This is a genomic window from Weissella cibaria (assembly GCF_004521965.1).
Classification (GTDB): Bacteria; Bacillota; Bacilli; order Lactobacillales; family Lactobacillaceae; genus Weissella; species Weissella cibaria_A.
Genome location: NZ_SDGK01000045.1, coordinates 34,353 through 59,721 on the forward strand (window position 1 = coordinate 34,353; position 25,369 = coordinate 59,721).

27 protein-coding genes are annotated in these 25,369 nt (G+C 45.0%); 2 read left to right on the forward strand and 25 right to left on the reverse strand.

Translation table 11 applies throughout. From position 1 onward, the window contains the following. Nucleotides 1-35 precede the first annotated feature (35 nt). From htpX to EST42_RS06555, 5 genes are all read right to left on the reverse strand, one after another. The gene (htpX, locus tag EST42_RS06535; protein WP_134644738.1) at nt 36-932 is read right to left on the reverse strand and encodes a zinc metalloprotease HtpX; all 897 of its coding nucleotides are present in this window, start codon (nt 930-932) and stop codon (nt 36-38) included. A gap of 17 nt (nt 933-949) precedes the next feature. Further along, nucleotides 950-1,519 carry a LemA family protein gene (locus tag EST42_RS06540; protein ID WP_134644739.1) on the reverse strand — a complete coding sequence of 190 codons (570 nt, stop codon included), beginning with the start codon at nt 1,517-1,519 and terminating at the stop codon, nt 950-952. 71 nt (nt 1,520-1,590) lie between these two features. Then, a complete protein-coding gene (locus tag EST42_RS06545) occupies nt 1,591-2,625 on the reverse strand; it encodes a serine hydrolase domain-containing protein (RefSeq protein WP_134644740.1) in 1,035 nt (344 codons plus the stop codon). 9 nt (nt 2,626-2,634) lie between these two features. Then, on the reverse strand, nt 2,635-2,955 hold the full coding sequence (locus EST42_RS06550; RefSeq protein ID WP_134644741.1) for a Txe/YoeB family addiction module toxin: 321 nt from the start codon (nt 2,953-2,955) through the stop codon (nt 2,635-2,637). 111 nt (nt 2,956-3,066) lie between these two features. After that, a complete protein-coding gene (locus EST42_RS06555; RefSeq protein ID WP_134644742.1) occupies nt 3,067-4,791 on the reverse strand; it encodes a phospho-sugar mutase in 1,725 nt (574 codons plus the stop codon). A 203-nt stretch (nt 4,792-4,994) separates the two neighbouring features. Between EST42_RS06555 and femX the strand changes: the two genes are divergently transcribed. After that, entirely contained in the window at nt 4,995-6,023 is a 1,029-nt protein-coding gene (femX, locus tag EST42_RS06560) for a UDP-N-acetylmuramoylpentapeptide-lysine N(6)-alanyltransferase (protein WP_134644743.1), read from the forward strand. Between the two features lie 88 nt (nt 6,024-6,111). Here femX and EST42_RS10545 read toward each other — a convergent pair whose 3' ends face one another. From EST42_RS10545 to purB, 17 genes are all read right to left on the reverse strand, one after another. Then, nucleotides 6,112-6,249, reverse strand: coding sequence for a hypothetical protein (locus EST42_RS10545; protein ID WP_167711151.1), 138 nt, complete (start codon nt 6,247-6,249; stop codon nt 6,112-6,114). A 484-nt stretch (nt 6,250-6,733) separates the two neighbouring features. Beyond that, complete coding sequence (gene rpiA, locus EST42_RS06565) at nt 6,734-7,420, reverse strand: ribose-5-phosphate isomerase RpiA (protein WP_134644744.1); 687 nt, start codon at nt 7,418-7,420, stop codon at nt 6,734-6,736. 114 nt (nt 7,421-7,534) lie between these two features. Then, complete coding sequence (gene accA, locus EST42_RS11425) at nt 7,535-8,320, reverse strand: carboxyltransferase subunit alpha (RefSeq protein ID WP_134644745.1); 786 nt, start codon at nt 8,318-8,320, stop codon at nt 7,535-7,537. Next, the gene (gene accD / locus EST42_RS11430; RefSeq protein ID WP_134644746.1) at nt 8,320-9,165 is read right to left on the reverse strand and encodes an acetyl-CoA carboxylase, carboxyltransferase subunit beta; all 846 of its coding nucleotides are present in this window, start codon (nt 9,163-9,165) and stop codon (nt 8,320-8,322) included. The genes accA and accD overlap by 1 nt, the downstream gene beginning before the upstream one ends. A gap of 12 nt (nt 9,166-9,177) precedes the next feature. Then, nucleotides 9,178-10,554: an acetyl-CoA carboxylase biotin carboxylase subunit gene (gene accC, locus EST42_RS06580; RefSeq protein ID WP_134644747.1), complete on the reverse strand. Its 1,377-nt coding sequence runs from the start codon at nt 10,552-10,554 to the stop codon at nt 9,178-9,180. Nucleotide 10,555: 1 nt separating this feature from the next. Continuing rightward, nucleotides 10,556-10,987 carry a 3-hydroxyacyl-ACP dehydratase FabZ gene (gene fabZ, locus EST42_RS06585; protein ID WP_099087825.1) on the reverse strand — a complete coding sequence of 144 codons (432 nt, stop codon included), beginning with the start codon at nt 10,985-10,987 and terminating at the stop codon, nt 10,556-10,558. 12 nt (nt 10,988-10,999) lie between these two features. After that, nucleotides 11,000-11,467: an acetyl-CoA carboxylase biotin carboxyl carrier protein gene (gene accB / locus EST42_RS06590; protein ID WP_134644748.1), complete on the reverse strand. Its 468-nt coding sequence runs from the start codon at nt 11,465-11,467 to the stop codon at nt 11,000-11,002. Further along, complete coding sequence (gene fabF, locus EST42_RS06595) at nt 11,467-12,702, reverse strand: beta-ketoacyl-ACP synthase II (RefSeq protein ID WP_134644749.1); 1,236 nt, start codon at nt 12,700-12,702, stop codon at nt 11,467-11,469. Before fabF ends, accB begins: the two co-directional genes overlap by 1 nt. Before the next feature lie 87 nt (nt 12,703-12,789). Beyond that, complete coding sequence (locus EST42_RS06600; protein ID WP_134644750.1) at nt 12,790-13,512, reverse strand: 3-oxoacyl-ACP reductase family protein; 723 nt, start codon at nt 13,510-13,512, stop codon at nt 12,790-12,792. Next, nucleotides 13,512-14,453 (reverse strand): ACP S-malonyltransferase, encoded by a 942-nt coding sequence (locus EST42_RS06605; RefSeq protein WP_134644751.1) that lies wholly within the window; start codon nt 14,451-14,453, stop codon nt 13,512-13,514. The genes EST42_RS06600 and EST42_RS06605 overlap by 1 nt, the downstream gene beginning before the upstream one ends. Before the next feature lie 21 nt (nt 14,454-14,474). Then, nucleotides 14,475-15,422 (reverse strand): DUF561 domain-containing protein, encoded by a 948-nt coding sequence (locus tag EST42_RS06610; RefSeq protein WP_134644752.1) that lies wholly within the window; start codon nt 15,420-15,422, stop codon nt 14,475-14,477. Between the two features lie 31 nt (nt 15,423-15,453). Further along, the gene (locus EST42_RS06615; protein ID WP_010374178.1) at nt 15,454-15,693 is read right to left on the reverse strand and encodes an acyl carrier protein; all 240 of its coding nucleotides are present in this window, start codon (nt 15,691-15,693) and stop codon (nt 15,454-15,456) included. Between the two features lie 91 nt (nt 15,694-15,784). Then, nucleotides 15,785-16,756, reverse strand: a complete 972-nt coding sequence (locus tag EST42_RS06620) for a beta-ketoacyl-ACP synthase III (protein WP_134644753.1) — start codon at nt 16,754-16,756, stop codon at nt 15,785-15,787. An 11-nt stretch (nt 16,757-16,767) separates the two neighbouring features. Continuing rightward, entirely contained in the window at nt 16,768-17,226 is a 459-nt protein-coding gene (locus EST42_RS06625) for a MarR family winged helix-turn-helix transcriptional regulator (RefSeq protein WP_134644754.1), read from the reverse strand. A gap of 2 nt (nt 17,227-17,228) precedes the next feature. Continuing rightward, the gene (gene fabZ / locus EST42_RS06630; protein ID WP_134644755.1) at nt 17,229-17,702 is read right to left on the reverse strand and encodes a 3-hydroxyacyl-ACP dehydratase FabZ; all 474 of its coding nucleotides are present in this window, start codon (nt 17,700-17,702) and stop codon (nt 17,229-17,231) included. 271 nt (nt 17,703-17,973) lie between these two features. Continuing rightward, a complete protein-coding gene (locus EST42_RS06635; RefSeq protein WP_134644756.1) occupies nt 17,974-18,186 on the reverse strand; it encodes a CsbD family protein in 213 nt (70 codons plus the stop codon). A 94-nt stretch (nt 18,187-18,280) separates the two neighbouring features. Next, a complete protein-coding gene (purB, locus tag EST42_RS06640) occupies nt 18,281-19,576 on the reverse strand; it encodes an adenylosuccinate lyase (protein ID WP_134644757.1) in 1,296 nt (431 codons plus the stop codon). A 226-nt stretch (nt 19,577-19,802) separates the two neighbouring features. Here purB and EST42_RS06645 point away from each other — a divergent pair, with 226 nt between their 5' ends. Further along, nucleotides 19,803-20,603: a transposase gene (locus tag EST42_RS06645; RefSeq protein ID WP_134644758.1), complete on the forward strand. Its 801-nt coding sequence runs from the start codon at nt 19,803-19,805 to the stop codon at nt 20,601-20,603. 137 nt (nt 20,604-20,740) lie between these two features. On the opposite strand, the gene EST42_RS06650 is transcribed toward EST42_RS06645, so the two are convergent. From EST42_RS06650 to EST42_RS06660, 3 genes are all read right to left on the reverse strand, one after another. Beyond that, nucleotides 20,741-21,736 carry a peptidylprolyl isomerase gene (locus EST42_RS06650; protein ID WP_134644759.1) on the reverse strand — a complete coding sequence of 332 codons (996 nt, stop codon included), beginning with the start codon at nt 21,734-21,736 and terminating at the stop codon, nt 20,741-20,743. 65 nt (nt 21,737-21,801) lie between these two features. Further along, nucleotides 21,802-24,270: an ATP-binding protein gene (locus EST42_RS06655; RefSeq protein ID WP_134644760.1), complete on the reverse strand. Its 2,469-nt coding sequence runs from the start codon at nt 24,268-24,270 to the stop codon at nt 21,802-21,804. Next, complete coding sequence (locus tag EST42_RS06660; protein ID WP_134644761.1) at nt 24,267-25,352, reverse strand: carbamoyl phosphate synthase small subunit; 1,086 nt, start codon at nt 25,350-25,352, stop codon at nt 24,267-24,269. The genes EST42_RS06655 and EST42_RS06660 overlap by 4 nt, the downstream gene beginning before the upstream one ends. Nucleotides 25,353-25,369: the final 17 nt, after the last annotated feature.

A 25,369-nucleotide genomic window follows, 5' to 3' on the forward strand; every position in this document is an offset into this window, starting at 1 on the left:
ACACATACTGTATCTGAGGAGTGGGATTTTTATTATTACATATTACGCAATGCTTCAATCCGCTTATCCATCGGTGGGTGAGTCGCAAATAAACCTGCTAACTTATCGCCCTTTAATGGGTTCGCGATGTATAAGGCTGCGCTCTCTGGTGAAACATTCTGTTCTGACATAGGTTCACTCTGCGAGATTTTCGTCAACGCATTAATCAGACCTTGTGGGTTACGGGTCAATTCGACGGCCCCTGCATCAGCCAGGTATTCACGATTTCGTGAGATAGCCAACTGGACCAAGGTTGCCGCCATTGGCGCTAATAGTAGTACCAAGAGCGATACGACGATACCGATAATATTACTACCACCGCCTTCGCGATCCCGATCACGGTTACCACCACCAAAATACCAAAAATGCGTGCCTAAATTTGACAACAACGCGATTGCTGAGGTCATCGCCACAGCAATCGTTTGAATGCGAATATCATAGTTACGCACGTGCGTCATTTCGTGGGCCATAACCCCTTCAAGTTCTTCACGATTCAAGCGTTGCAGAATGCCAGTTGTCGCTGCCACGGCTGCGTGTTGCGGATCGTTTCCGGTTGCAAATGCATTGGGGCTGGGATCGTTAATGATGAAGACACGTGGCATCGGCACTTGTGCGACCATCGCCATGTCTTCCACGATATGCCACAAGTCAGGCGCTTGATCCGCTGATGTCACCTCTGTCGCGTGATTCATCGACATCACAACATCAGTTGATTGGCCAAACATAAAGACGGCATACACAATTCCTGCGACTAACGCTATCACGACACCCGGCATCCAGCGCCCAAACATATAGGTCCCTAACGCTGCCCCAACCACGCCCATGAACAGAAAGAAACCAAAGAATAGCAAAATCGTTTTGCGCTTGTTTTTGGCAATTTGTTCAAATAGCATAGGTCACTGTTCTCCGTTTATAATCCTCGATCGTCAAATGATACCTTAACAACTGCCTTTTCTTCTTCTGGCGTTTGTAAGAATTCACTTGGTTGGAAGTGATGCATCTTAGCCACAATGTTTGATGGGAACGATTGCAACTTCGTGTTGTAGTTTGCCGTCGTCGTGTTGAACAGTTGACGTGAGTACGCAATTTTATTTTCCGTGTTCGTCAACTCATCCATCAACTTGTTGTATTGGGCTGATGCCTTCAAATCAGGGTACGCCTCGGCAACCGCAAATACTGACTTCAAACTCGTTGTCAATTGGTCAGAAATCTCCATTGCTTGTTGGTGGTCACCGGCTGGGACTTGTGTCAATGCGTTACGCAATGACACCACTTTTTCTAGCGTACCTTGTTCAAACTTGGCATACCCCTTAACCGTTTCCAGCAAGTTAGGAATCAAGTCATTTCGACGCTTCAGTTGCACATCAATTTGGCTCCAAGATTCCTGGGTTTGCATACGTGAACGTACCAAACCGTTGTAGATTGACATCCAAATCAATCCAATGACAACAACGACTGCAATTATAATTAAAATCGTCATGTTCTATCCCCCTAGTGGTCTATTCTGTACTACTTTCATTCTACCAGAAATTCAACTTTGTCGTGACAAAATTACACTTGATCGAAAAATGCCTGTGTAAATTCATAACGATCTTTTAACCAAGACGTGTTATCACGTGATGGGTGAACACGATTTGCCAAAACTACGAGTCCCTGCATCGTCCGATAATTAACCGCCATAATTGTCCCTGTGAAGCCCGTTTGGTACAGCCAATCAGTCACGACGACTGGGTTATCTTCACCACCATAGGTCCAAAAATGCCAGCCAAACGTTCGAATGCCAGCCTGATTTTCTGCCAAATAGCCGGCCATGTTTGCCGGTAAATCATCATCTGGCAACAACCACTCGTGTACAAATGACAATGCATCAGATGCGGTCGCAAACATCCCTGCATGGCCAGCCGCACCACCCAGTAGGTACGCTTTGAAATCATCAACTTGCCCCTGTAGGATGCCGCCACGAACCGGCACGTCTTCTGTTGGCACAAAGCGGGACGTTGGTGCCTGCAAGCCACCAATGCCCGGGACGCGATACCCACTCGCCATTAACTTTTTCGGGGTCAGCAAATTAGCCGTCATATCCGTCACCAGTGGCAAACCAGTCACGGCGGTTAAAACTTTGCCGAGTAATATAAACCCAACATCTGAGTATTTCGTCACCCGGCCAGGTTCATTTATTAAGTCACCAGCCATGATGTCTGTTTCCAGCATCGATTTCGTTAATGCTGGTACTTGTCGCACACTACTTGGTAAGCCAGCATTATGTAAGAGTAACTGGCTGACCGTAACACGGTCATTACCGTAATCCGGTAGAATGCTTTTGACAGTTGCATTCGGCGTCACTTGGCCTGCTTTGAAGAGTTGGATGAAACGCATGGTCGTATATAACTTCGTCAAGCTGGCCAAATCATAGATGTGGTTAACCGACAATAACTCATTCGCAAAATGACCAGTGCCAACTTTACCGACTGACGCGATTTCTTTTTGGCCTTTGAAGTTAACCACCCCAACTGTTGCCCCAAACAAACGACCATCATCAACCATCGTTTGCGCAATTTTTTCAAGCCGTTCAATTAATTGATCCATTGTGCAACCTCACGAAGTCATGCTTTTCATATAGTGGTACCGAAGCTGGGCAATCGTCACATCCCCATTACCTTCTGGGAAATAAATCATGCGATTCGCACTATCAATTCGGCGGGACCAACCGCCATCTAAGCCAGCTTGTAACTCAGGTTTCCCAGTCCCCTCAAAGGGCGTGCGAAAGACTTCTTTCAATAGTTTGTTAATTTTTTTAATCGTCTTTGGATCTTGTGTCAAAAAGTATTGATAGTCGTCGAATGCTTGTTCGGTAAAAATCATCTTTTTACCGTCCCGCATGCCGTCGGCTAGCTTTTTAGCTGCTTTCATTACCATTAGGTATCACCTCATCTCTTGCTTTATATGGCTATCATATCATGCGAAAAAAACAGTTCGTTTAAAAAAGACCGCCACAACCAGATAAGTTGTAGCAGTCAATTGTTATTATTAGTCTACATAAGTCGCGATTGTTGCTTGAATTGCAGCCAATTCATCAGCAGCAGCTTGAGCCGTAACCCCCTTGGTACCGACATAGAACTTAATCTTTGGCTCAGTTCCTGAAGGACGAACAGCAACCCATGAACCATCAGCCAACCAGTACTTCACCACATTAGCCTTTGGCAACGTCATTGGCGTAACAGCCCCCGTCGTTGTTTCCGTCTCAGTTTGCAATGAGAAGTCTTCGACCTTAGCAACCTGAACACCACCAAATTCAGCTGGCGTTTCAGCACGGAACTTGTTCATCAAATCTTCAATCTTTTCAGCCCCATCAACACCTGCAAACGTCAATGACTTCGTGTTTTCAACGAAATAACCGTATTGTTCGAACAACTCTTGCAAACCATCGTACAACGTCTTACCCAATGACTTGTAGTAAGCCGCCACTTCGGCCAATAAAACCGTTGCTTGGACTGAATCCTTGTCACGCACAAACGACTTCACCAAGTAACCATATGACTCTTCAAAACCAAACAAGAATGTGTGCTCGTTTGTGTCTTCGAAGTGTTGAATTTGCTCAGCGATGTACTTGAAGCCAGTCAACACGTTGATGGTTTCAACCCCAAAACTCTTCGCAATATCTGTCGCGAATTCTGAAGAAACGATTGACTTAACCAACGCCCCGTTTGCAGGCAAAGTTCCCGCAGCCTTCTTGGCCGTCAACAGGTAGTTCAATAACACGGCCCCAATTTGGTTACCCGTCAACAATTGGTATTCGCCTGATGGTTGGCGCACCGCCGTACCCATCCGGTCAGCGTCTGGATCAACTGCAATAACGACATCAGCACCTTGTTCCTTTGCCAAAGCAATTCCCATGGCCAAAGCTTCTGGGTCTTCAGGATTTGGCAATTTAACCGTTGGAAAATCACCATTTGCCTCTGCTTGTTCCGGCACGATGGTCACGTTTTCAAAGCCATCATTTTGCAAAGCTTGACCCGCAATCAAAGCACCCGTTCCGTGTAATGGTGAGTACACCAACTTCATGTCCTTACCAACCGTATCAATCAATTCTTGGTTAACCGTCACCGTCTTGACTTCAGCCAAGTAAGCGTCATCGACTTTCTTACCAATCTTGACCAACAAGCCGGCAGCCACGAGCTCAGCTTCATCCTTAACCGGCACTTCGAACATGTCAGCTTCACGAATTGAAGCGGTAATGATGTCGGATTCCTTCGGTGGCATTTGACCACCATCTTCACCGTAAATCTTGTATCCGTTGTAATCCTTTGGGTTGTGTGACGCCGTAATCATAATACCGGCATACGCATTCAAGTGGCGTACCGTAAATGACAATTCAGGTGTTGGACGCAACGTCTCGAAGACGTACACCTTAATACCGTGAGCTCCCAACACTTTAGCAGATTCAATTGCAAATTCTGGTGAGAAGTGACGTGAATCGTAAGAAATCGCAACACCTCGTCCCTTAACTGCGACATCCAATGAATCCATCAAACGGGCCAATCCCTCAGTCGCCTGACGTACCGTAAAGATGTTCATTCGGTTAATTCCAGCGCCCAGGATACCACGCATACCAGCTGTTCCGAATGAAAGTGGTTGGTAAAAAGCGTCTTCAGCCGCTTTGTCATCATTTGCAAGTTGTTGCATATCAGCTTGCAAGTTCGCTGGCAAATCAGTGCGATCTGCCCAAATTTGGTAATTATCTTGCCAAGTCATGTTTCAAAATTCTCCTTTGTATAAGTCCCCACGCTTATCACTAATGAAACAATTATACCATATGCTGATTTTACGATATGCATTTTATTAGCATTTCTAAAAATTAAAGCTATTTTTAATTCACAGATAAGGCACAGTTAACCCCAAAAGTATAGACTAGAGTTAATTAGTTTAATGCTTCATGTTTTAGAGGAGAAAAAAAGATGCCTGTACTAAATTTAAATGACGACGCTGCTGTCGCTAAATATAATGCTTTTATCCGCCAATCGCCCAATGCCCAAATCAGCCAGGATTTAGGCTGGACAAAGGTCAAAAATAATTGGGAACCTTGCTATGTCTACCTAGAGGATGCTGCCGGAAACATCACGGCTGCCCTATCAATGTTATTAACGATGACACCGAGTGGGAAAAAATTTGCGTACGCGTCAAAGGGACCCGTCATGGACATGTCCGACCTCGCCACTTTTGATCAACTCATCGCGACCGCAAAGCAAGTGTTGGGCGACGACGCCTATTTGCTCCGTTTGGATCCTGAAGTGTGCTATGATGCACAACTTGAAGCGGATTTACGAGCTCACGGTTACGAAGTCCGTGGTCGTAATGTGGCAGATCAAGGGATGCACGCAACCATTCAGCCACGCCTAAATATGGTGATTGATTTCGCTAACTACCCAGACGCAACGTCGCTGTATGATATGGTTCCTTCTAAAACAAAAAACAAGTTGCGCAAGCCTGAGCGTGAAGGCGTCGTCGTTGACTACGGACTAGACCAGTCGTTCCTAGACGACTTCTTTGAAACCTACGTCATCATGTCAAATCGTCACGGCATCACCCACCGCCCAAAAGACTACTTTGAACGCATGATGCAGACGTATGCCGGTACGGATATTATGCGGATTTACCGAGCTAAGAAGGATGATGTATTGTTAGCGACAACAATTGGCTTCAAGATGGGCGATAAAATTTGGGATATGTACGCTGGTTCAATCGACCACGATTTGACCAATGCCCATTACGCCACCCGTGTCCACATGGTACAATGGGCGCTTGATGCTGGCTTAAAGCGTTACGACATCGGAGGCATCGATCATGCCGATAATACTGATGGCCTGTATAAGTTCAAGCGCAATTTTGTCCGCCAAGACCCAACCGAGTACATTGGTGAAATTGACGTTGTCTTAGATGACGCGATTTACGACGAACTGGTGCGTCAACCTGATCAGCAACACTAACGAAATCAAAAGCCGCCAATCTACCGATTCAAAATCGGCAAATTGGCGGCTTTTATACGTGTTCAAAGCACCTTTCAGAACACGTTTGCTATTTAATCGTCCTGGGACGGGTTAAATCCATAAACTCTGGTTGCAACAATGGTGTGAACGGCGTGGCACTTTCAAATATCATGTAGAACCGATTTGTATCGCCATCATATAAAACAGCTTCCAAATACGGTGGCATCGTGACTGACCCCCCTTGGTGAACTTATCACCTGCTTCACGGTCATGCTGAATCAACATTTCCAAAAGATGAGGTCATCAGAACATGTCGCTGATTAGCAGTCAACCCCTATAACTGCCCCACTGAGGCATACACCTTAGTGGCCGCTACAGTCGACTCATCCTGCTCGCCCGCATTTTGGCCAAGTGTAAAATTACCGAAAGCATTTGGCGATGCGGTGCTGTGACTGATTTATTTTTGGCCAACGTCCACGCTCCCTGTAAGCCTGGCATCGGAATCCTCCGTTGGATGTCAGCCCGTAATTGGGGGGCTGTACCAAATTAGTTCGCAACCGATTTTCAGTATACAGTGGTGTTTGCTAAGCTTGTCCTTTCGCCAAATGTTTAGTTATTTGGTGAACAAGAGTTGGTGTGCAAGCCCCACCCACACCAATATTAGCGAAATTACCAATAAGACTGCCCACACAATCCGTTTAACTATTCGCTTATGCCTGTCTCTCTATAATTGCAATTTCATCACCACCAATAATCACTGCATCGGCCACTTGCAAAAATAGCCCGTGTTCGACTACCCCAGTCGTTTGCTCAAGATAATAGGCGAGCACTTGGGGATGCGTGATTTCAGCTAGCTGTAAATCAATAATGTAATTACCCGCATCCGTCGTCAAACGCAGCCCATCTGCGTTCCGCCGGAATTGGGGATGCAAATCAGCATCTGCAAACCGTTTTAATAATTGGTGACTACCATACGGCACGACCTCTACTGGCAACGGAAACGTTCCCAGCTTTGAATGATACTTAGATTCGTCAATAATCCAGACATTTCGTTTTGAATTCAGCGCAACAATCTTCTCAAACAGCAGTGCCGCACCTCCACCTTTAATGCCGTTTAAAGCAGTATCAACTTCATCTGCTCCGTCTATCGTGATATCAATTCCCGGTACTTCGTCAACAGATTTTAATTTAATCCCCCACCCCTTAGCCAGCGAGGAGGTCTGACGCGACGTGGTAACCCCCACAATATCAAGACCTTCTTGATTAATTCGCGCGGCCAATCGCTCAATAAAGAATTTTACCGTTGAGCCCGTTCCTAAACCAACAACCATCCCGTCTTCAATAAGACTTGCCGCATATTCACCAGCTGCGCGCTTTTGTTCCGTTTGTTTGTCCATGGCTTTCCCCTTTACCGCGACAACTGTCGTTTTTTACTGCCTTTATTGTAACGGCCACACACACAAAACGCCAGATTATGATAATCTGGCGTTCAAAATGAATAATTGCAAATTTTAGAATGCGCGGAAACGGGCACGTCGCTTGGCAACTAACTCAGTCGTTGTTACGCTTTGGAGTTGCTGAATTTCTTCTAGCAACTTTGCCCGAACCAAATTGAAAACTCGGTTGTGTGAGCGACTTTCTGGCACAATGTACTCAATGATACCGTTCGCTAAAAGATCATTGGGTGTTAGTCCCATTAATTCAGCCGCCTCGCCACTGCGTTTAGCATCTTTCCACAAAATGGCTGCAAAGCCTTCAGGAGAGAGAATTGAGTACGTCGCATTTTGGAACATCCAAACTTGGTCGGATGTTGCTAATGCAAGCGCACCACCTGAGCCCCCTTCTCCATAAACGATAGCGATCATGGGAACTGGGTACTTCATGCTTTGCAAGATACTGTCGGCAATTGCTTCACCTTGTCCTTGGTCTTCCGCGGACTTACCAGGAAATGCACCTGGCGTATTAATGAATGTAATAATTGGTCGACCAAACTTAGCTGCTTGATCCATCAACCGGGTCGCCTTACGATAACCATATGGTTCGGGTGAACCATTGCGTTTCGCTAGCTTATCCTTAATATCAGTTCCTTTATCGATAGCAATCACCGTTACGGGTTGACCACCAAGGTTAGCAAGTCCACCAATCACACTTGCATCATCCCCAGCATAACGGTCACCATGTAACTCGATAAAATCAGTAAAGATACCTGAAATAATCTCACGTGCAGAGAAACGATCTTCACGTGATTTCTTAACCACCTGCACCGGGGTTAATTCACGACGAAATAATGCTGCCATTACTTAACCTCCTGCGTTTGGTGGAATCGGACCAATTGTGCAAGCGTTGCCGTCATGGCTGGTCGCTGTACAATTGCATCAATAAACCCATTTTCAAGCACTGTTTCAGCCCGTTGGAATTCCTTTGGTAGCTTCTCATGAATCGTTTGTTCGATAACCCGCTTACCAGCGAATCCAACTAACGCATGTGGCTCAGCCAAAGTAATGTCACCTTGCATTGCAAATGAAGCTGTCACACCCCCCATCGTTGGATCGGTTAGGATCACGATGTAAGGTAGCCCTGCTTCTTGATGCGCTGCAACTGCTGCACTAACCTTCGCCATTTGCATCAACGAGTGAATTCCTTCTTGCATTCGGGCACCACCAGAAGCCGTAAACAGGGTGACCGGCAACTTAGCTGCCGTCGCATGTTCAAAGAGGCGGGTGATTTTTTCACCTGTAATCGTACCAAGTGACCCCATAATGAAGTATGAATCCATAATTCCCAAGGCAACCTTTTGATCTTCCAAAGTCGCTATCCCTGTCAGAACTGAATCGCCCAAGTCTGTTTGTTGTTGCGCGCGTTCCAATTTACCAGCATAACCCGGGAAATCAGTATCAGCCAACTTCAAATCAGCATCAAGCTCTTCAAAATCAGTTGTCATCAGCGCAATACGTTCACGCGCTTGTAGGCGGAAGCCATAGCCACAGGCTGGGCAGACACGGTGGTCGCCTAACTGCTTTGAATATAGTTGGGCGCCACAGTATGGACAAGCCAAGAACAAACCATCTGGAATACGATCATTCAAGTTCGCATCGCGTTTGATCTTGGGAGTTGAAACCGTGGTGTTATTAAATAAATCCATTGAATCGCCTCCTTAATCAGCGGCTGGCAAACTAGCTTGCCAACGTGGCAAAAATTCCTTTTCCAGATAGCGCGTGTCAAACATGCCACGTGCTACTGTTGGGTCGTGTAACAAAGCTTTTTGGAAATTGGCGTTTGTATTAACACCTTGAATAACTAATTCATCCAAGATACGGTCCATTTTCGTGACCGCGTCCAAACGATTATCCGCGTGGACCAAAAGCTTACCAATCATTGAATCGTAGAATGGCTGAATCTTATCACCCGTATAAATGGCAGAGTCAATTCGAATACCAGGTCCACCAGTTGGTAGAAAAGCGAAATCAATTGTACCGGCACTGGGTGCAAAGTTCTTAGCTGGTTGCTCCGCGTTTAATCGGACCTCTAAAGCATGACCCTTAAGGGCAATATCAGCTTGTGACACCTTCAAAGGTTCACCCGCAGCCACTTCAATTTGCATCCGAATCAAATCCACCCCGGTGACCATTTCGGTTACTGGATGTTCAACTTGAATACGCGTATTCATCTCCATGAAGTAGAAATGACCATCATGATCTTGCAAGAACTCCAACGTCCCCGTATTTTCATATTGCAAAGCATTCACAGCCTTAGTTGCAATGTCACCGAGGTTTTCACGCATCGCTGGCGTCACACCGAGCGCTGGACTTTCTTCCATGACCTTTTGGTTATTACGTTGAAGTGAGCAGTTACGTTCTGGGAAGTACAACACCTGACCAAACTGGTCACGCATCACTTGCATCTCGATGTGACGAACATTCTCCATCACCTTCTCGACGTACATGTGTTCATCCCCAAACGCAGCTTTTGCTTCACGTTGGGCGTCATCGAACTTATCTGCTAATTCATCTTCTGAATAAACAAATCGCATCCCTTTACCACCACCACCGGCGGCAGCTTTCAGCAACAACGGATAGCCAACCCGGTCAGCGACCGGTTTAGCTTCATTAGCATCACGAATGAACCCTTCAGAACCCGGAATAACTGGTACGCCAGCCGCACGCATTGATTCACGTGCATTTGCCTTATTACCCATTAATTCGATGACATGGGGGCTTGGCCCGATCCACTTCAAACCAACAGCCTCAACCATTTCAACAAATAATTCATTTTCTGATAAGAAACCGTAACCGGGATGAATCGCTTCAGCACCCGTTAACAACGCCGCACTCAAGATATTCTTCATGTTAAGGTAACTATCTTTAGACTTTGGCCCCCCGACTGAAATCGCTTCGTCGGCTAATTTCACATGGAGGCTATCCGCATCAGCTGAAGAATAGATAGCAACAGATTTAATGCCCATTTCCTTCAGTGTACGAATGACACGAACAGCGATTTCACCACGGTTCGCGACTAACACTTTCTTGAACATTTTAATCTCCAATAATAAACGTCAAATCGGCAGTAGTAGCCTTCTTACCATTAACGTAAGCAACACCCTTACCTTCACCGATTGGACCGCGCAAACGATCAAGTGTCACTTCTAGACGCATTTGATCACCAGGTTGAACCATCTTACGGAAACGAGCCTTCTTAATACCACCAAAGTAAGCTGTCTTACCCTTAAATTCAGGCATCGAAAGTAATGCTACGGCACCTGCTTGTGCTAAGGCTTCAACCGTCAATGCACCAGGAAATGTTGGATTGCCCGGAAAGTGACCTTGGAAGACTTCTTCATTGATGGTGACATTTTTGATGGCAACCGTTTTTTCGCCCGGCACCAATTCCTCAACCGTATCCAACATTAACATTGGGTAACGGTGTGGCAAAATTTCTTGAATTTGTTGTGTATTTAGTACTGACATTGCCGCCCTTCCTTAAGCACCTAGTTCGACACGGAAGATTGCATGACCGTAATCAACCACATCCTCTTCCTCTACCAAAATTTCAGTGATGACACCGGCAACTTCACTCTTCACTGGTGTCATTAGCTTCATTGCTTCAACAATCGCAACTTGTTCACCCACAGCAACGTGGTCGCCTACTTGCTTGAAAGGCGCAGCATCCGGATTGGCCTTCAAGTAAACCGTTCCAACCAATGGTGCATCAATCGTTACGCCTTGCTTTTGTTCCTTGTCCAAAGGATGAGGTTCCTTTGCGACAGGCACCTCTGCTGTCGCGACACTCGCAACAGTTGGCTGCGCAGGTGTCGTGACAACAGGTTGCGTGATTTCGTTCTTACTCAAATGCAAGCTGAAATCATCTGATTGCAATGAAAACTCACGCATCGAACTGTTTTCCAAATCTTGCATCAAAGCGCGAATGTCATCTAATTGCAAACCCATTAATTCTCACTCCACTTCTTGAAAATTACAGCGGCATTGTGGCCACCGAAACCATAGTTAGCTGACAAAACGTAGTTAGGCGCAACAAACTTGTTGTCGTCATTAACCAGCGTCACACCAGCAGTTTCAGGATCTTGTTCCGTTACACCAACATTAACTGGCAATTGTTCACGAACCAACGCACCAATTGCGGCAATAGCCTCAATGGCACCAGCTGCTCCCAACAAGTGTCCAGTCATACCCTTAGTTGATGAAACCAAGACGCCGTTCTTACCAAAGACCAATTCCATGGCTTTTGATTCAGCCGCGTCATTGGCACCAGTTGCCGTTCCGTGTGCGTTGACATAATCAATGTCGCTCGCTTGGATACCGGCGTCTTGCAAAGCCAACTTAACTGAACCAGCTGGTCCTGATCCATCAGGAGTTGGGCTGGTCAAGTGGTAAGCATCAGAGTTTGCCCCGTAACCAACCACTTCGGCGATGATTTCTGCACCGCGGGCTTGCGCGTGTTCCAATGATTCCAAAACCAAGATTCCTGAACCCTCACCCATGACGAAACCGTGCCGATTTACATCAAATGGCTTTGATGCTTCAAGTGGATTTGGTTCGGTTGACAAGGCAGTCAACGCTGCGAACCCTGAGATTCCTATTTCGTTAACCGTCGCTTCAGATCCACCCGTAACCATCACATCATACTTACCTGATTGGATACGCCAGAAAGCTTCACCAATCGCGTTCGTCGCACTGGCACACGCCGTTGACAATGTGTAGTTAATTCCCTTGGCCCCGTAACGCATTGACACGTTACCTGACACCATGTTAGGAATCGCGTTCGGCACGAACATTGGGCTCACACGTTGTGGTCCCTTGTCATGCATCTTGATAACTTGTTCTTCGATAGTCGTCAAACCACCGATTCCATTACCCATGATAACGCCGAAACGATCAGGCTTATCCACACCATCGGCTAAGCCGGCGTTTTCCAAAGCTTCACCAGTAGCGTGAACGGCGTATTGTGAAAACAAGTCCATCTTGCGCGACTCACGCTTACCAATGCGAGCAGCAGAATCGAAGTTTTTCACTTCACCAGCAACTGTGACACCCGTCTCAGTTGCGTCAAACTTTGTAATTGGCGCAATTCCAACTTGGCTGTTAAAAATCCCATCCAAAAAATCATTTGCTGTATTACCAACGGGTGTAACTGCACCCAAACCTGTTACGACAACTCGTGTCATGTTGTTCTCCTCTACTTTCCTAAAGCTTGGATACGACTTATTAATAAGTTGTAAAAGAATAAGTGCATTAAGTCGTATCCGTTTTCCTTAGATGTACAATCCACCATCGACCGTAATAGTTTGGCCAGTGATGTAATCGTTTTGAGCCAAGAACAAGGCAGTTTGTGCGATTTCCGTCGCGTTTCCAAAACGCTTCAAAGGCACAGCCTCTAGGACCTGTTCCTTAACCTTGTCAGACAACGCATCTGTCATGTCTGATACAATCATGCCGGGTGCAATTGCATTAACCCGAATGCCACGCATTGCACCTTCTTTAGCCAATGACTTTGTCAAACCAACAATACCAGCCTTTGACGCTGCGTAATTTGCTTGTCCAACATTTCCCATCAGCCCCACAACAGATGCCATGTTAATGATATTTCCTGAGCGGGCACGCAACATCTTTTTAAAGATTGGCTGTGTCACATTAAACGTTCCGTTTAAGTTTGTATTCACAACGTTGGCAAATTCACTTGGCTTCATGCCCATTGTCAATTTGTCGTCAACAATTCCAGCATTGTTAATCAAAATATCAATGCCGACAATTTCTTCAAACAAACCCGCAAGGGCGTTATTAACGCTTTCCTCATCAGCAATATCCGCTGTAATAGCTAGTGTGTTCTCACCAAATTCAGCCATCATGTCTGGTCTAACGGCCGAACGGCCGTGCAAAATCACCCGAGCTCCAGCCGCATCAAAGGCTTTTGCAACCGCTAAGCCAATACCACGCGTTGATCCTGTGATTAACACATTTTTGTTTGTTAAATCCATTACACTGTCTCCTGTGCCGCAATCAACATATTGCGAACCTCATTAAATGAAGCCAAATCCTTAACGCAGTAGCGCCTGATATCTTTACCAACGATTTTCTTTGCGAATTTCATCAAGGTATCACTTGGTCCAAACTCAATTAGCGTATCAACGCCATTATCAACCATCGCTTGCAATGCTTGTGCGAAATAAGTTGGTGACGTAATCTGCTTTAACAAAGTTGCTTTAACATCGTCAAACTTTTGGCCCGTTGTATTTGAGTACACTGCAAATGCTGGTGTACTAAACGTTTCATCCGTTAAACGATCTGCTAGTTGATCAACCGCCGTTTGCAACAATGGTGTGTGGAATGCACCTGAAACTGGCAATTCGACTATGCGTGAAACACCGACTTCCGTCAATGCGACCATTGCCTCATCAACATCTGCTTCGATTCCACCAATGACCAATTGATTGAACGTGTTAAAGTTCGCTGGGTACACGCGCTTTCCCGTAGCTCGCAATTTTTCAAGCGTTGCAACAACCAAGTCTTGATCATCCGTCATTACGGCAACCATCTTACCTGGGTTTGCATCACCGGCGTCTTGCATGTACGCACCACGATCCTTAATAATGGCCATACCTTGTTCAAATGTCATTGACCCAGCGGCTGTTAATGCACTGTACTCACCCAAACTCAGGCCCAATGCACCGGCTGGTTCAGGCATCACATCTGACAAAGCGTTGTAGATACCCATGCTCATTGCCAAAATAGCAGGTTGTGTGTACTTCGTTTGCTTGATGTTATCTTCACTATTCACAATAGTGGTCATCACATCGTAGCCAAGTAGTTCACTCGCATGGTCGATTGTTTCTTGATATTTAGGTAGAGTGGCATACAAATCGGCACCCATACCAACTTGTTGAGCCCCTTGCCCGCTCATCAATAGTCCTAGTTTCATGTTTTTTACCTCGTTGTTTGGTTACTTCAGCAAATCTTCAGCTTGTGACCAAACATCTTCTAGAATTTCAGCCACTGGCTTTATCTCATGAATCATTCCTGAAATTTGGCCAGCCATGAAGGCCCCATTTTCTTTATCACCATCAAGCACTGCTCGACGAAGAGACCCATTCTCAAGTTCTTCGATTGCATCTGCATCTGGCTTTGGCTTCGTAATTTCAATGCGCTCTTGCTTGACAAAGTTCTTTGACATCTTAGTCTTCAAGACACGGGCACGGTTACCGAGTAACTCCCCCGTCACAAGCGTATCGATATCCTTTGCTTTCACAACAGCATTCTTAAAGTTTTCGTGGACCTCCGACTCAGCTGAAGCCAAGAAGCGTGTTCCCATTTGAACACCAGAGGCACCTAGCATGAAGGCCGCAGTAACACCACGACCATCTGCAATCCCACCTGCCGCAATAACCGGAATGTTCAACGCGTCAACCACCTGTGGAACCAACGTCATCGTCGTCAACATACCAATGTGACCACCTGACTCCATTCCTTCGGCAACAACCGCATCAACACCCTTCTTTTCCATCATTTTAGCCAAGCCAACAGATGGAACGACCGGGATAACCAGGATATCGTGGCTGTGCAACTCTTCAATAAACGGTGATGGATCACCTGCACCGGTTGCCACAACTTGCACACCTTCTTCGATAATGACATCGAAAACTTCACGGATGTGGCGTGATAGCAACATCACATTGACACCAAACGGCCTATCAGTCACTTCACGGGCACGACGAATTTCTTCACGCACCTTGTCAGCCTTCCAATAACCTGTTCCGATAATTCCCAAACCTCCAGCCTCAGAGACGGCACCAGCAAGATGTCCCGTACCCGCCCAGGCCATTCCGCCTTGGATGATAGGGTACTTCATACCCAACTTTTCAAATAATGGATTATTTAGCTTAACGCTCATTTTGTGGTTCCTTTCTCTTGGTGCTGAATATTTAGGCGTTAACTTGTGCAGCTACCTTGTTAACCAAGTCTTGTACCGTTTGGATTTCTTCAGCAACAGCCAACTTAATGTCGAAGTCGTCTTCCACACGGTTCAACACTTCAAACAAATCCAATGAATCTGCGTCGATGTCTTCCGTTAAGTTCGTTTCAGGCTTAACTTCGCCATCTTCCAAGTCAAATTGGTCTACCAAGATTTCAGTTACCTTGTTCAAAATTTCTGCTTCAGTCATGTTATTGTCCTCTATTTCTTTTGTTTAATAATTTAATAATTGGATAATTTAAATGTATAGGTCATATACAAAAATGGTTAAATAAACTACACTACACCTTAATAATCAAGGCACCAACCGTTAAGCCACCACCAAACCCGGCAATCGCAATTGTTTGCCCAGGCTTAATCGTCCCAGCTTCACGCAGTTCATCAAGTAAAATACCGATACTAGCTGCACTAGTATTACCATAGAACGCCATGTTCGTTGGAAACTTTTCGATCGGCTGACCGAATCGCTTCGCAATGCTGCTAACGATTCGTCCATTTGCCTGATGCAACAGATAATAATCAATCTCATCAGGTGTGAGGCCTGCTTTTGCAAGCGCCTCGTTTAAGACCGCCGGCACTTCGCGTGTCGCGAAATTATACACTTCACGACCATTCATCTTAAAATACTGATCAGTAACCTTTAACTCACCCGCAAAATAATTTGCGTTTCGTTGTTGACCAGCCGTCAGGAATTCTGATCGTTCACCAAAGGTTTTCAATGATTCCGCTAGTAAGCCTGTTTCTGCTACGGTACGTTCAAGCAAAACCCCGGCCGCACCGTCACCAAACAACACGGCTGTTGATCGGTCATCCCAATCAACTAACTTACTTAAGACCTCTGCTCCAATAACTAAACCGTGTCGATAACGTGTCGTTAACAACGCGCTCGCCATACTCAGCGTATAAACAAACCCTGAGCATGCCGCGCTTAGATCCCAAGCGAAAGCGTTCGTAGCGCCAATCTTTCCTTGCACAATTTGTGCCACACTTGGTGATAACGTGTCAGGAGACATTGTTCCCACTAAAATGAAATCTAATTGATCAGCTGTTAAACCAGCTTGATTCAATAGTTTTGTTGCAACACCAACAGCTAAATCACTCGTATCCTCAGTCGTTACGATATGCCGTTGGCGAATGCCGGTACGCGGTTGAATCCATTCATCGGATGTATCCATAAATGTCGCTAACTCATCATTAGTTACGACCCTTTCTGGCACGACTCGCGCTGACTGGACGATGGTAAATCTTTCCATATCGCCCTCTCTTAGAACTGGATTAGCTCGTGAAGATATTCTTGCAAATTAAGTACGGCCTTTTTCACCGCCTCGGTTTCATCGTCAGATAGAGAATCAAATAACGAGTGCGCCATACCGCGGTGAAAAGCCTCGTGGGCACGGAAAACTGTACGTCCGTTGTGAGTCAGCACCAAATGGACAACCCGTCGATCATTGTCATCACGATGACGTTCGACGTAGCCCTTTTTGACTAATTTATCAATAACACTCGTCATCGCACTTGGTGTTAAGTGCACCATTTCTGCAACTTGCGATGCGGTCCGGGTCTCATACATCGAGATTGCCGCAATCGTGTGCATATCTTTAATCGTGATGTCATTGAATTTTGATTCGCGTAATGAGGCTTCCTCAATCCACACAACGTTATTAAATACGTTGACCAATGCCTCATTAATCTGTTCGAATGATGCTTCTTCACTAGCTACCATACTTACTTCTCCGTCTCACTCTTGGCATTTTCTGCCGATTGCTCTTCAGGTGAAACAACAAACATCAGTTCAGCACTAGTTGCTAACTTGCCATCTACCATTGCCTTGACGTTTACTGTTCCCATGTTCTCTCTCAGATTACCGAATTCTACGTGTAACTTCAAGACGTCACCTGGTTTAACCATGCGCTTGAACTTGGCATTATCAATACCCGTCATGTAAGCCGTCTTACCAACGAACTGCGGTGATGACAAAATCAGAATCGATGCCGCTTGTGCAAGCGACTCAATAATTAGTACTCCAGGCATAACTGGATTACCTGGAAAGTGTCCTTGAAAGAACTGTTCATTAATAGTGACATTCTTTGTCGCAATCAATGACTCGCCAGGCACCATCTCATCAACGTAATCCATGTATAAAATTGGATAACGATTTGGAATCAAATCCATAATTTCCATGGTTCTCAAAACCGCCATAGTCCCGCTCCTTCCAGAAAGTATTTCGAATATCGAAATATTCGATATTCAAATATTATTTTACTTTCATCGAATTGTCAACACGACTTCTCCAATAAATATGCGTATACCCCATTTACAATTAACACAAAAAACGCAGAAAACGCCTGTTTTTGGGCGTTTTCTGCGTAACGTGATAATGACGTGTTCACAATTTATTCAATATTTATTCATCCACTTACAAAAAAATAAATAAAAACACGCTCATAATTTATAGCGTGTCCCGTACTTGTTAATCCTTCTTATCGAACTTGTCCTTCAGATTATCTACCGCATCCTCGGCCTTGTCCTTCAAATCCCCTAGCGCTTCACGCGCCTTACCAGTTAAACCTTGGGCCTTTCCATCAGCCTCTAGCTTTGCATCACCAGTTGCTGCACCAGCAACTTCCTTGGTCTTACCTGAGACTTCATCGAACTTGCCTTTTACTTGATCTTCTAATGCCATCAGTAAATTCCTCCATATCTGTGATTGCTTAAATCATACCTGAACTCAGAAGAAAGCGCTACCAAAAACATTTGAAGATTAGCCATTTGGGAAATTACTGTAACCCGACCCGCTTAAAGATGTCATCAACATGCTTAAGATGCCAATGATAATCGAATGCGTCATCAACTTCGGCTGCCATCAGTTTACTTTGAATGGTTGGATCGGCATCCACCAAATCACGGAACTGTTTTTGTTCATCCCAAGACTTCGCCGTCAATGGTTGTACAGTATCATATGCCGCTTCACGTGACATTCCTGCATCTACCAATTTCAACAACAAACGCTGTGAATAAATCAAACCATACGTACGGGTCATATTTGTCTTCATTGTTTCAGGGAAAACTTGCAAATTAGCCAAGATACCTGTCAAGCGGTGCAACATATAATCTAGAACCGTTGTACTATCTGCCAAAATAATACGTTCCGCACTCGAATGTGAAATATCACGTTCATGCCATAGCGTAACATCTTCCATCGCCGTAACTGAATAACCACGAAGCACACGTGACAAGCCAACGATATTTTCAGATCCAATCGGATTACGTTTGTGCGGCATGGCCGAAGACCCCTTTTGGCCACCCTTAAAGCCTTCTTCAACTTCATGAATTTCAGAACGTTGCAGCCCACGAATTTCCGTGGCAACTTCTTCTAAGGTCGTTCCGATTAAGGCAATCGTCGTCATGTAATCGGCGTGCAAATCGCGTGGTAACACTTGGGATCCAACAGGTTGGGGCGACAAGCCCAACTCGTTCATCGCAACTTCTTCAACGGTCGGTGGTACGTTCGCAAACGTACCCACGGCCCCTGATAGCTTGCCAGTCTCAACCATCTCGGCCACTCGTTCAAAGCGATCAATGTCACGCTTGGCTGCCTGATAGAAACGGGCCATCTTCAAACCAAACGTTGTTGGTTCAGCATGTACACCGTGAGTTCGACCCATCATCACAGTGTCTTTATAACGAAGGGCGAGTTCACCCAAAATATCACGATATGCCACCAAATCTGCTTTGATAACCTCATTTGCCTGGCGTAGGCGTAAGGCTTGCGCTGTATCGACAACGTCAGTCGACGTCAAACCATAATGAATCCACTTCCGTTCTTCACCCAATGATTCAGACACATTTCGAGTAAACGCTACCATGTCATGGCGGGTTGTCGCTTCAATCTCCGCAATGCGAGCGGCATCAAAGCGAGCACTCGCCCGAATAGCTGCTAAGTCTGCCTCAGGAACGTGGCCCTCTGCTACCCAGCCCGCTGTCACGGCAATTTCAACATCCAACCACGATTGGTACTGATTTTCCAAAGACCAAATGTGACGCATTTCAGGTCGCGCGTAGCGATCAATCATAATATAACCCCTCTCAAACTCGTAAACGCGAACGAAACGTTTTTAACATTAATTATTGTACATTATTTCCGAATGATATTTCAAGGCGATTCAAAAATGTTTTATTTTTAGCGCATGAAAAAAGAGAACAGAAAATTCGGTTCTAAAATATTGGTGTAAAAATAAAAAAAGGACAGCCCGGTTACAACCAGTATGTCCAAAAATAACCACGAAAGGATATTTTAACATGGATAACGATATCAGAATTTTAATTGGATTAACAGACCCAAATATCCAGTTTGATCCAAAATCAGAACAACACTTCAATGAAGCTAACCGCAATGGAACAGATACAGTCACTTGGAACCTCCTTCTGACATACGTTACCAGCTGTGAAAAGTGTGGAACTCCAATCGTTAACAACGGTACCAAAATGGTTACTCATAAAGGGCCACGTAGCGCCTTCAAGTTTCAAAACTATAGAATTCGAAAGCAAAAATTCCTATGCAAGAAATGTGGATACATGTCCATTGCACACCTCACTGACATTCAACCAAACAACCATATCATCGATAAGGTTAAACAAAACGCGGCAATGGAACTAAGTGAAGACGTTAGTCAAAAGCACATCGCGTTCGATGACTTCAAATCAGGTAAGTTCGCAACTAGCGGAATGAGCATGATTTTAATCGATTCAGTGAACCATCGTATTCTAGATGTCATGAAGGATTGTGGCGCTGGTCAGCTCCGAGCCTATTTCAACCAATACAGTCCAGCAGCTCGAGCTACCGTTAAAACCATAATGGTAGACTTATTTACCCCTTACCGAGCCATGATTATGGAACTGTTTCCAAACGCAAACATCGTGGCTGACAGATTTCACGTTGTAACTCAAGCATACCGCGAACTCAATAAGGTTCGAGTCAGCGTTATGAAGCAATTCGGATTAGATAGCAAAGAGTATCGCCAACTAAAACGGTTCTGGAAACTACTTATGAAGCACGGAACCGCACTCGATTTAAAGAAGTTATCGACGGCCTACTGGTGATCTCTGATGAACTATAAGCAAAAGGCAGCTAATCTCAACAATGTGAAGTCAGCTGCCTAAGCAAGGTTCAAAACATTAAATTTTACCGGTCATCAGTGCCATTTGACTTTGAACCGAAAATTCCAGTCTCTTTTAGTTTACTTATCTGAAGATTCAGATGAAGCTGCTGAACTTGAGCTTGCTTCACTTGAACTTGCACTTGATGAAGATTCAGATGAAGAAGATGACGTCTTAGCAGCCTTAGCAGTTGCAGCGGCTTGCGTGTAAGTTGCCAAAACATTCTTCAATTGTGAATCCTTAATGTTAACGTTAGCCTTAGCCAATTCGTTACCAATAATTGCTTGCACCTTTGATGAATCAGACATCTCGTTTGTCACCAAAATTTCCTTCATCTTAGACTTCAAAGTTGTGAATGACTTCTTGTCCTCACGTGAATCCATCTTAATGACAAAGTAACCTGAGTACGTATCTGACTTAACAGGCGTCTTTGTGTATTCACCCTTCTTCAACTTGAAAGCAGCCGTCTTAAAGTTGTCCTCCAATGTTGTGTTGGTTGAATCAAAGGCGTCCATCTTACCACCCTTGTCCTTTGTTGAAGAGTCTGTTGAGTACTTCTTAGCCAACGTGGCGAATTTATCACCATCGTCCAACTTAGAAATCATATCCTTGGCTTCGTCTTCTGAAGATACCAAGATAACAGAAACATTCACATTAGGCGTGTAGTTCTTGTATTGTTCCTTTAGTTGCTTTGTCGTAAACTTTGAGTTTGCTTCAACCGCTGCCTTCTCCAAAGCTTGCAACTCCAAAGATTCCTTAAATGAGTCTTCAGTCATACCGTTGTTAGCCAAAGCCGTTGAGAACTGTGAACCGTATTGCGCCTTCACGTCATCATATTGCTTTGTAATTGCCTTTGCCGATACCTTGTCACCATACTTCTTATCCAACACCTTGTGGATAATCATGTTAGCCAATTGTTGCTGTCCTTCAGTGGTGCTCTTTAACTTCTTGTAGTAATCCGCTTGCGAAATACTTCCTGAATCGGTAGTTGCGATTGACTTAGGGCCTACGCCCCAAACAGCCAATCCCAAGGCTGCCGCAACGACAACCAAAATAGCCACTACTTTCTTCCACATGGAAAAATTCCTTCTTTCAAAAATTTATTATGTGTATCAGTTTACCATACTATCTTTAAGTTTGCTTATAGTACCTGATACGTTGCGCCCATTGCAAAGCGCCCATTGTCTAAGGGTTGCGTTGTATTGAGATGTTCAGCAAAATCCGCATCACGATACCGCAGACGTGCCGTTTTAAGACGCCATTGTAGTGTCATGAGTTGATCAACCAACTGTTCATCAGCCGCAGATGGCGTTCCAAGCATATAGCGAATAACCAGTCGCAACCATGATACACCCGTCACCTTATCTAGAAAGGCAATATGTGTGAAAGGCATGGGCCGGATATCAGCCGCGGTAATCTCACCATCTATTGGTAACCGATCAACAATTAATTGGTACATTCCCGGCGTGTCGATTTCAAGTTCCGGCCGGGGTAAGGTTTCCCATAACGAAGGCGTCATTGCAGACTGATCTAATAAAATGCCACCATTATCTTGATGTCCAATACCAATGATGTGCAATTCGACCCCGTCATAGAAATAATTAACGACCGTCTGTTCACCTTCACTCAGCATGCTACTTGGTAAGTATTTTTCCTTAGCAATCACTTGCACATTGATACCCATCTTACGTAACTGAGTAATCAACTTAATGCGATTACCAGGGACGAAAACACGGGTTGGCTGTTCAATTTCAATCACATTCATCACATCTGAAATTTCAAGCGGTTCATAATATTGCTTATCGCCTAATTGCGGTATGAAAGTCAAATCAGTCGGATTATTATTCATCAAAATTGTTTTTAACCCTCGACTACGAAGCTCATCAGCCACTGTCGCTATCACATATGATGCCGCCGCACCATCACCTAAGCGAAAGGCACCAGTTCCGATAATCAAAGCTGAATCGTCACCCAATCGCTCACTTTCGTTTTCGGATTCAAAAGTCGAATAAAACTGTGAGACCGACTCTTCAAACTCACCTGCCGATGGTTCAAACGCCTTGTAGGTTGGTAAAATACCATTATCCCAACGATAACGGCGCACCGCTTCGTACTTTTCATCCCATAATTTAGCAACTAACCCGTCTGACAAGCCGTAATACTTGGCTTGTTGGAGCACATCCGCTTCCCACGGATTATATTTCACAGCCTGCTCCAGATTATTAAGTCGTTGCAATTTATAGAAATAAAAAGCATTAATTTTAGTTAATTCTGCCAATTCATCAACAGTATATCCCCGTCGCAAAGCCTCAAGTAAAACCAAAATTCGATTATCACGTGGGTGAATTAACTGCTCAACAATCTCGTTATCCGTTAACGCGTTCATCAATGTTGGTGAAAAATTACGGTTATTAAAGTGTGCTGCTCGAATCGCTTTTTCCAATGCTTCTTCAACACTGCGCCCCACACCAATTGTTGCCCCAACTGACTTTTGAACCGTATCTAACCGATTTTCAGTCTTAATACCAGCTGTCTCAAGTTCACCAAATGCAAACACTGGAAAACGAATGACAATATGGTCCATTGTGGGCTCTAGCAAGGCTGTATGATCAGTATAAATTGAGGGAATCCGAACTGAAGTCAAACTCTCGCCAACCATCAATCCTGTAATTACCGGTACCAATGGATAACCTGTCGCCGTGACAACCATTGCAGACGTGCGATCAAAGTACGGTGTTACTCGCGTGATAACAAATTCTTCGTTGGCCGGGTTAACAGCGAAGCGCACTTCGAGCAGACCTTGGACGTTAAAACCACGGGCCACCGTAAATGCCGCATCGCGCAAAGTTTGGAACATGGGATCAGGCAACGTTTGCACAGGTGTAATTGCAATTGAATCGGCTGAGTGAATACCGACTGGATCCATATCTTCGACACCACCAATTAGCAAGGTCGTATCCATTCGATCACGAACCACCACCATTGCAATTTCCTGGTAGCCACGAATACTTTTATCCACGTTTACTTGATGGGTTAATGATCGATTTAACGCCGTTTCAGCTGCTCCTTCTAACTCTTCGGCATCCTCAACCTGTAAACGAATAGTTTGACCAACTGGTGCAACTGACCGAACAACCACTGGAAAATCAAAATCGCGCGCCGCATCAAATGCTTCACTAACATTGCTAGCTAAACGGGTTTGAACAGCTGGCAACTTTAATTGGGTCAACCGCTCCTGTAAATATTTCGTATTTTGGGCGGCTTGCATCACAGGCAATGTCATCCCCAACACTTTCGGCGCATCGTTGCCTAAAATTTGTAAAATTTCAGCACTCAGGCGAACCGCTGTTAAGCCACCGACTGATGCCACCATCGCCGTAATATGTTCTTCAACAATCACTTTAACCAAATTTGGGGCAGTTAACTGTGTTTCAATGACCCTTATATTCTCACGTTCGGTTGTAAAACCATAAGGATTGTCATCAGCAATCACAATTTGATGTCCCCGCTTCACCATGCCATCAACCACTTGGTAACTGGCTGCATCACTTTCAGTTTCACGACCAAAGTCATTCGCTGAACCACCGATTATTAAAATTCGCTCGGTCATGAAAGCCATCCTCCTCGTCGTGCCGTCACCATTTCCATAAATTCATCAAATGCTTGTGTTGCTTCAAAGGGACCTGGGGCTGTATCTGGGAAAAATTGCACACTAAAAGCCGGATAATCTCGGTGACGTAGTCCTTGTACCACACCATCCGTCATATCAATATGGGTCACGAACATATCAGTTTCCCGTACAGAATCCGGATTAACCGCGTAGCCCTGCCCCTGGGTGGCAAACATAATTTGACTCGTGATTTGCTCGCGAATTGGATGATTCATGCCATGGTGTTCAACTGGCATTTGCTGCAAAGTGGCCCCATTCGCAATCGCAAATAGTTCGTGTCCAAGTCCAATCCCGAAAAGAGGCACCCTGGTTTGGAATTGGCGAATAATATTGAACGTTTCATCTGGAATTTGACGTGGGTCACCTGGACCAGATGACAACACAATTCCATCAGGATCAAGATTAGCTACTTCATCAGCAGTGGCATTATATGGTAATACCGTCACATTCGCATCGAAATCATTCAACATACGGAGAATGCCATTTTTTAAACCAAAATCAAGTACCACCACGTTTGCGCCACGCCCTGGATTAGCATAGGCTTTGGGTGTTGAAACTTGTGCAACTTGGCGGGTCGTCAACACCATGGCCCGTAATTGGTCAAACGCGTGTTCGTCTGGTACATCAACAATTGATGCCTTTTGCGTGCCTGTTTTGCGCAAGTGACGGGCCAATGCACGCGTATCAATTTGTGAAATACCTGGAACATTGTGTCGCTTTAAATAGTCGTGTAAACTCATCGACCGCAGCCGATTGGTTGACACATCGGCAATTTCACGGACAATAACCCCCTTCACTGTTGGCACAATCGACTCATCAGCTCGATGATTAATGCCCGCTGCCCCAATCGTTGGTGAGGTAAACATCACAATTTGATTGTGATAAATCGGATTGGTGATGACTTCCTGGTAACCAGTCATTGCGGTATGAAAGACAATTTCACCAAAAGTTGTTGCGGGGGCCCCAAACGCTTCACCAGCATATACGGTACCATCCTGCAAAATTAAATAACGTTTCGTCATGACGTCGTTCCCGCTAT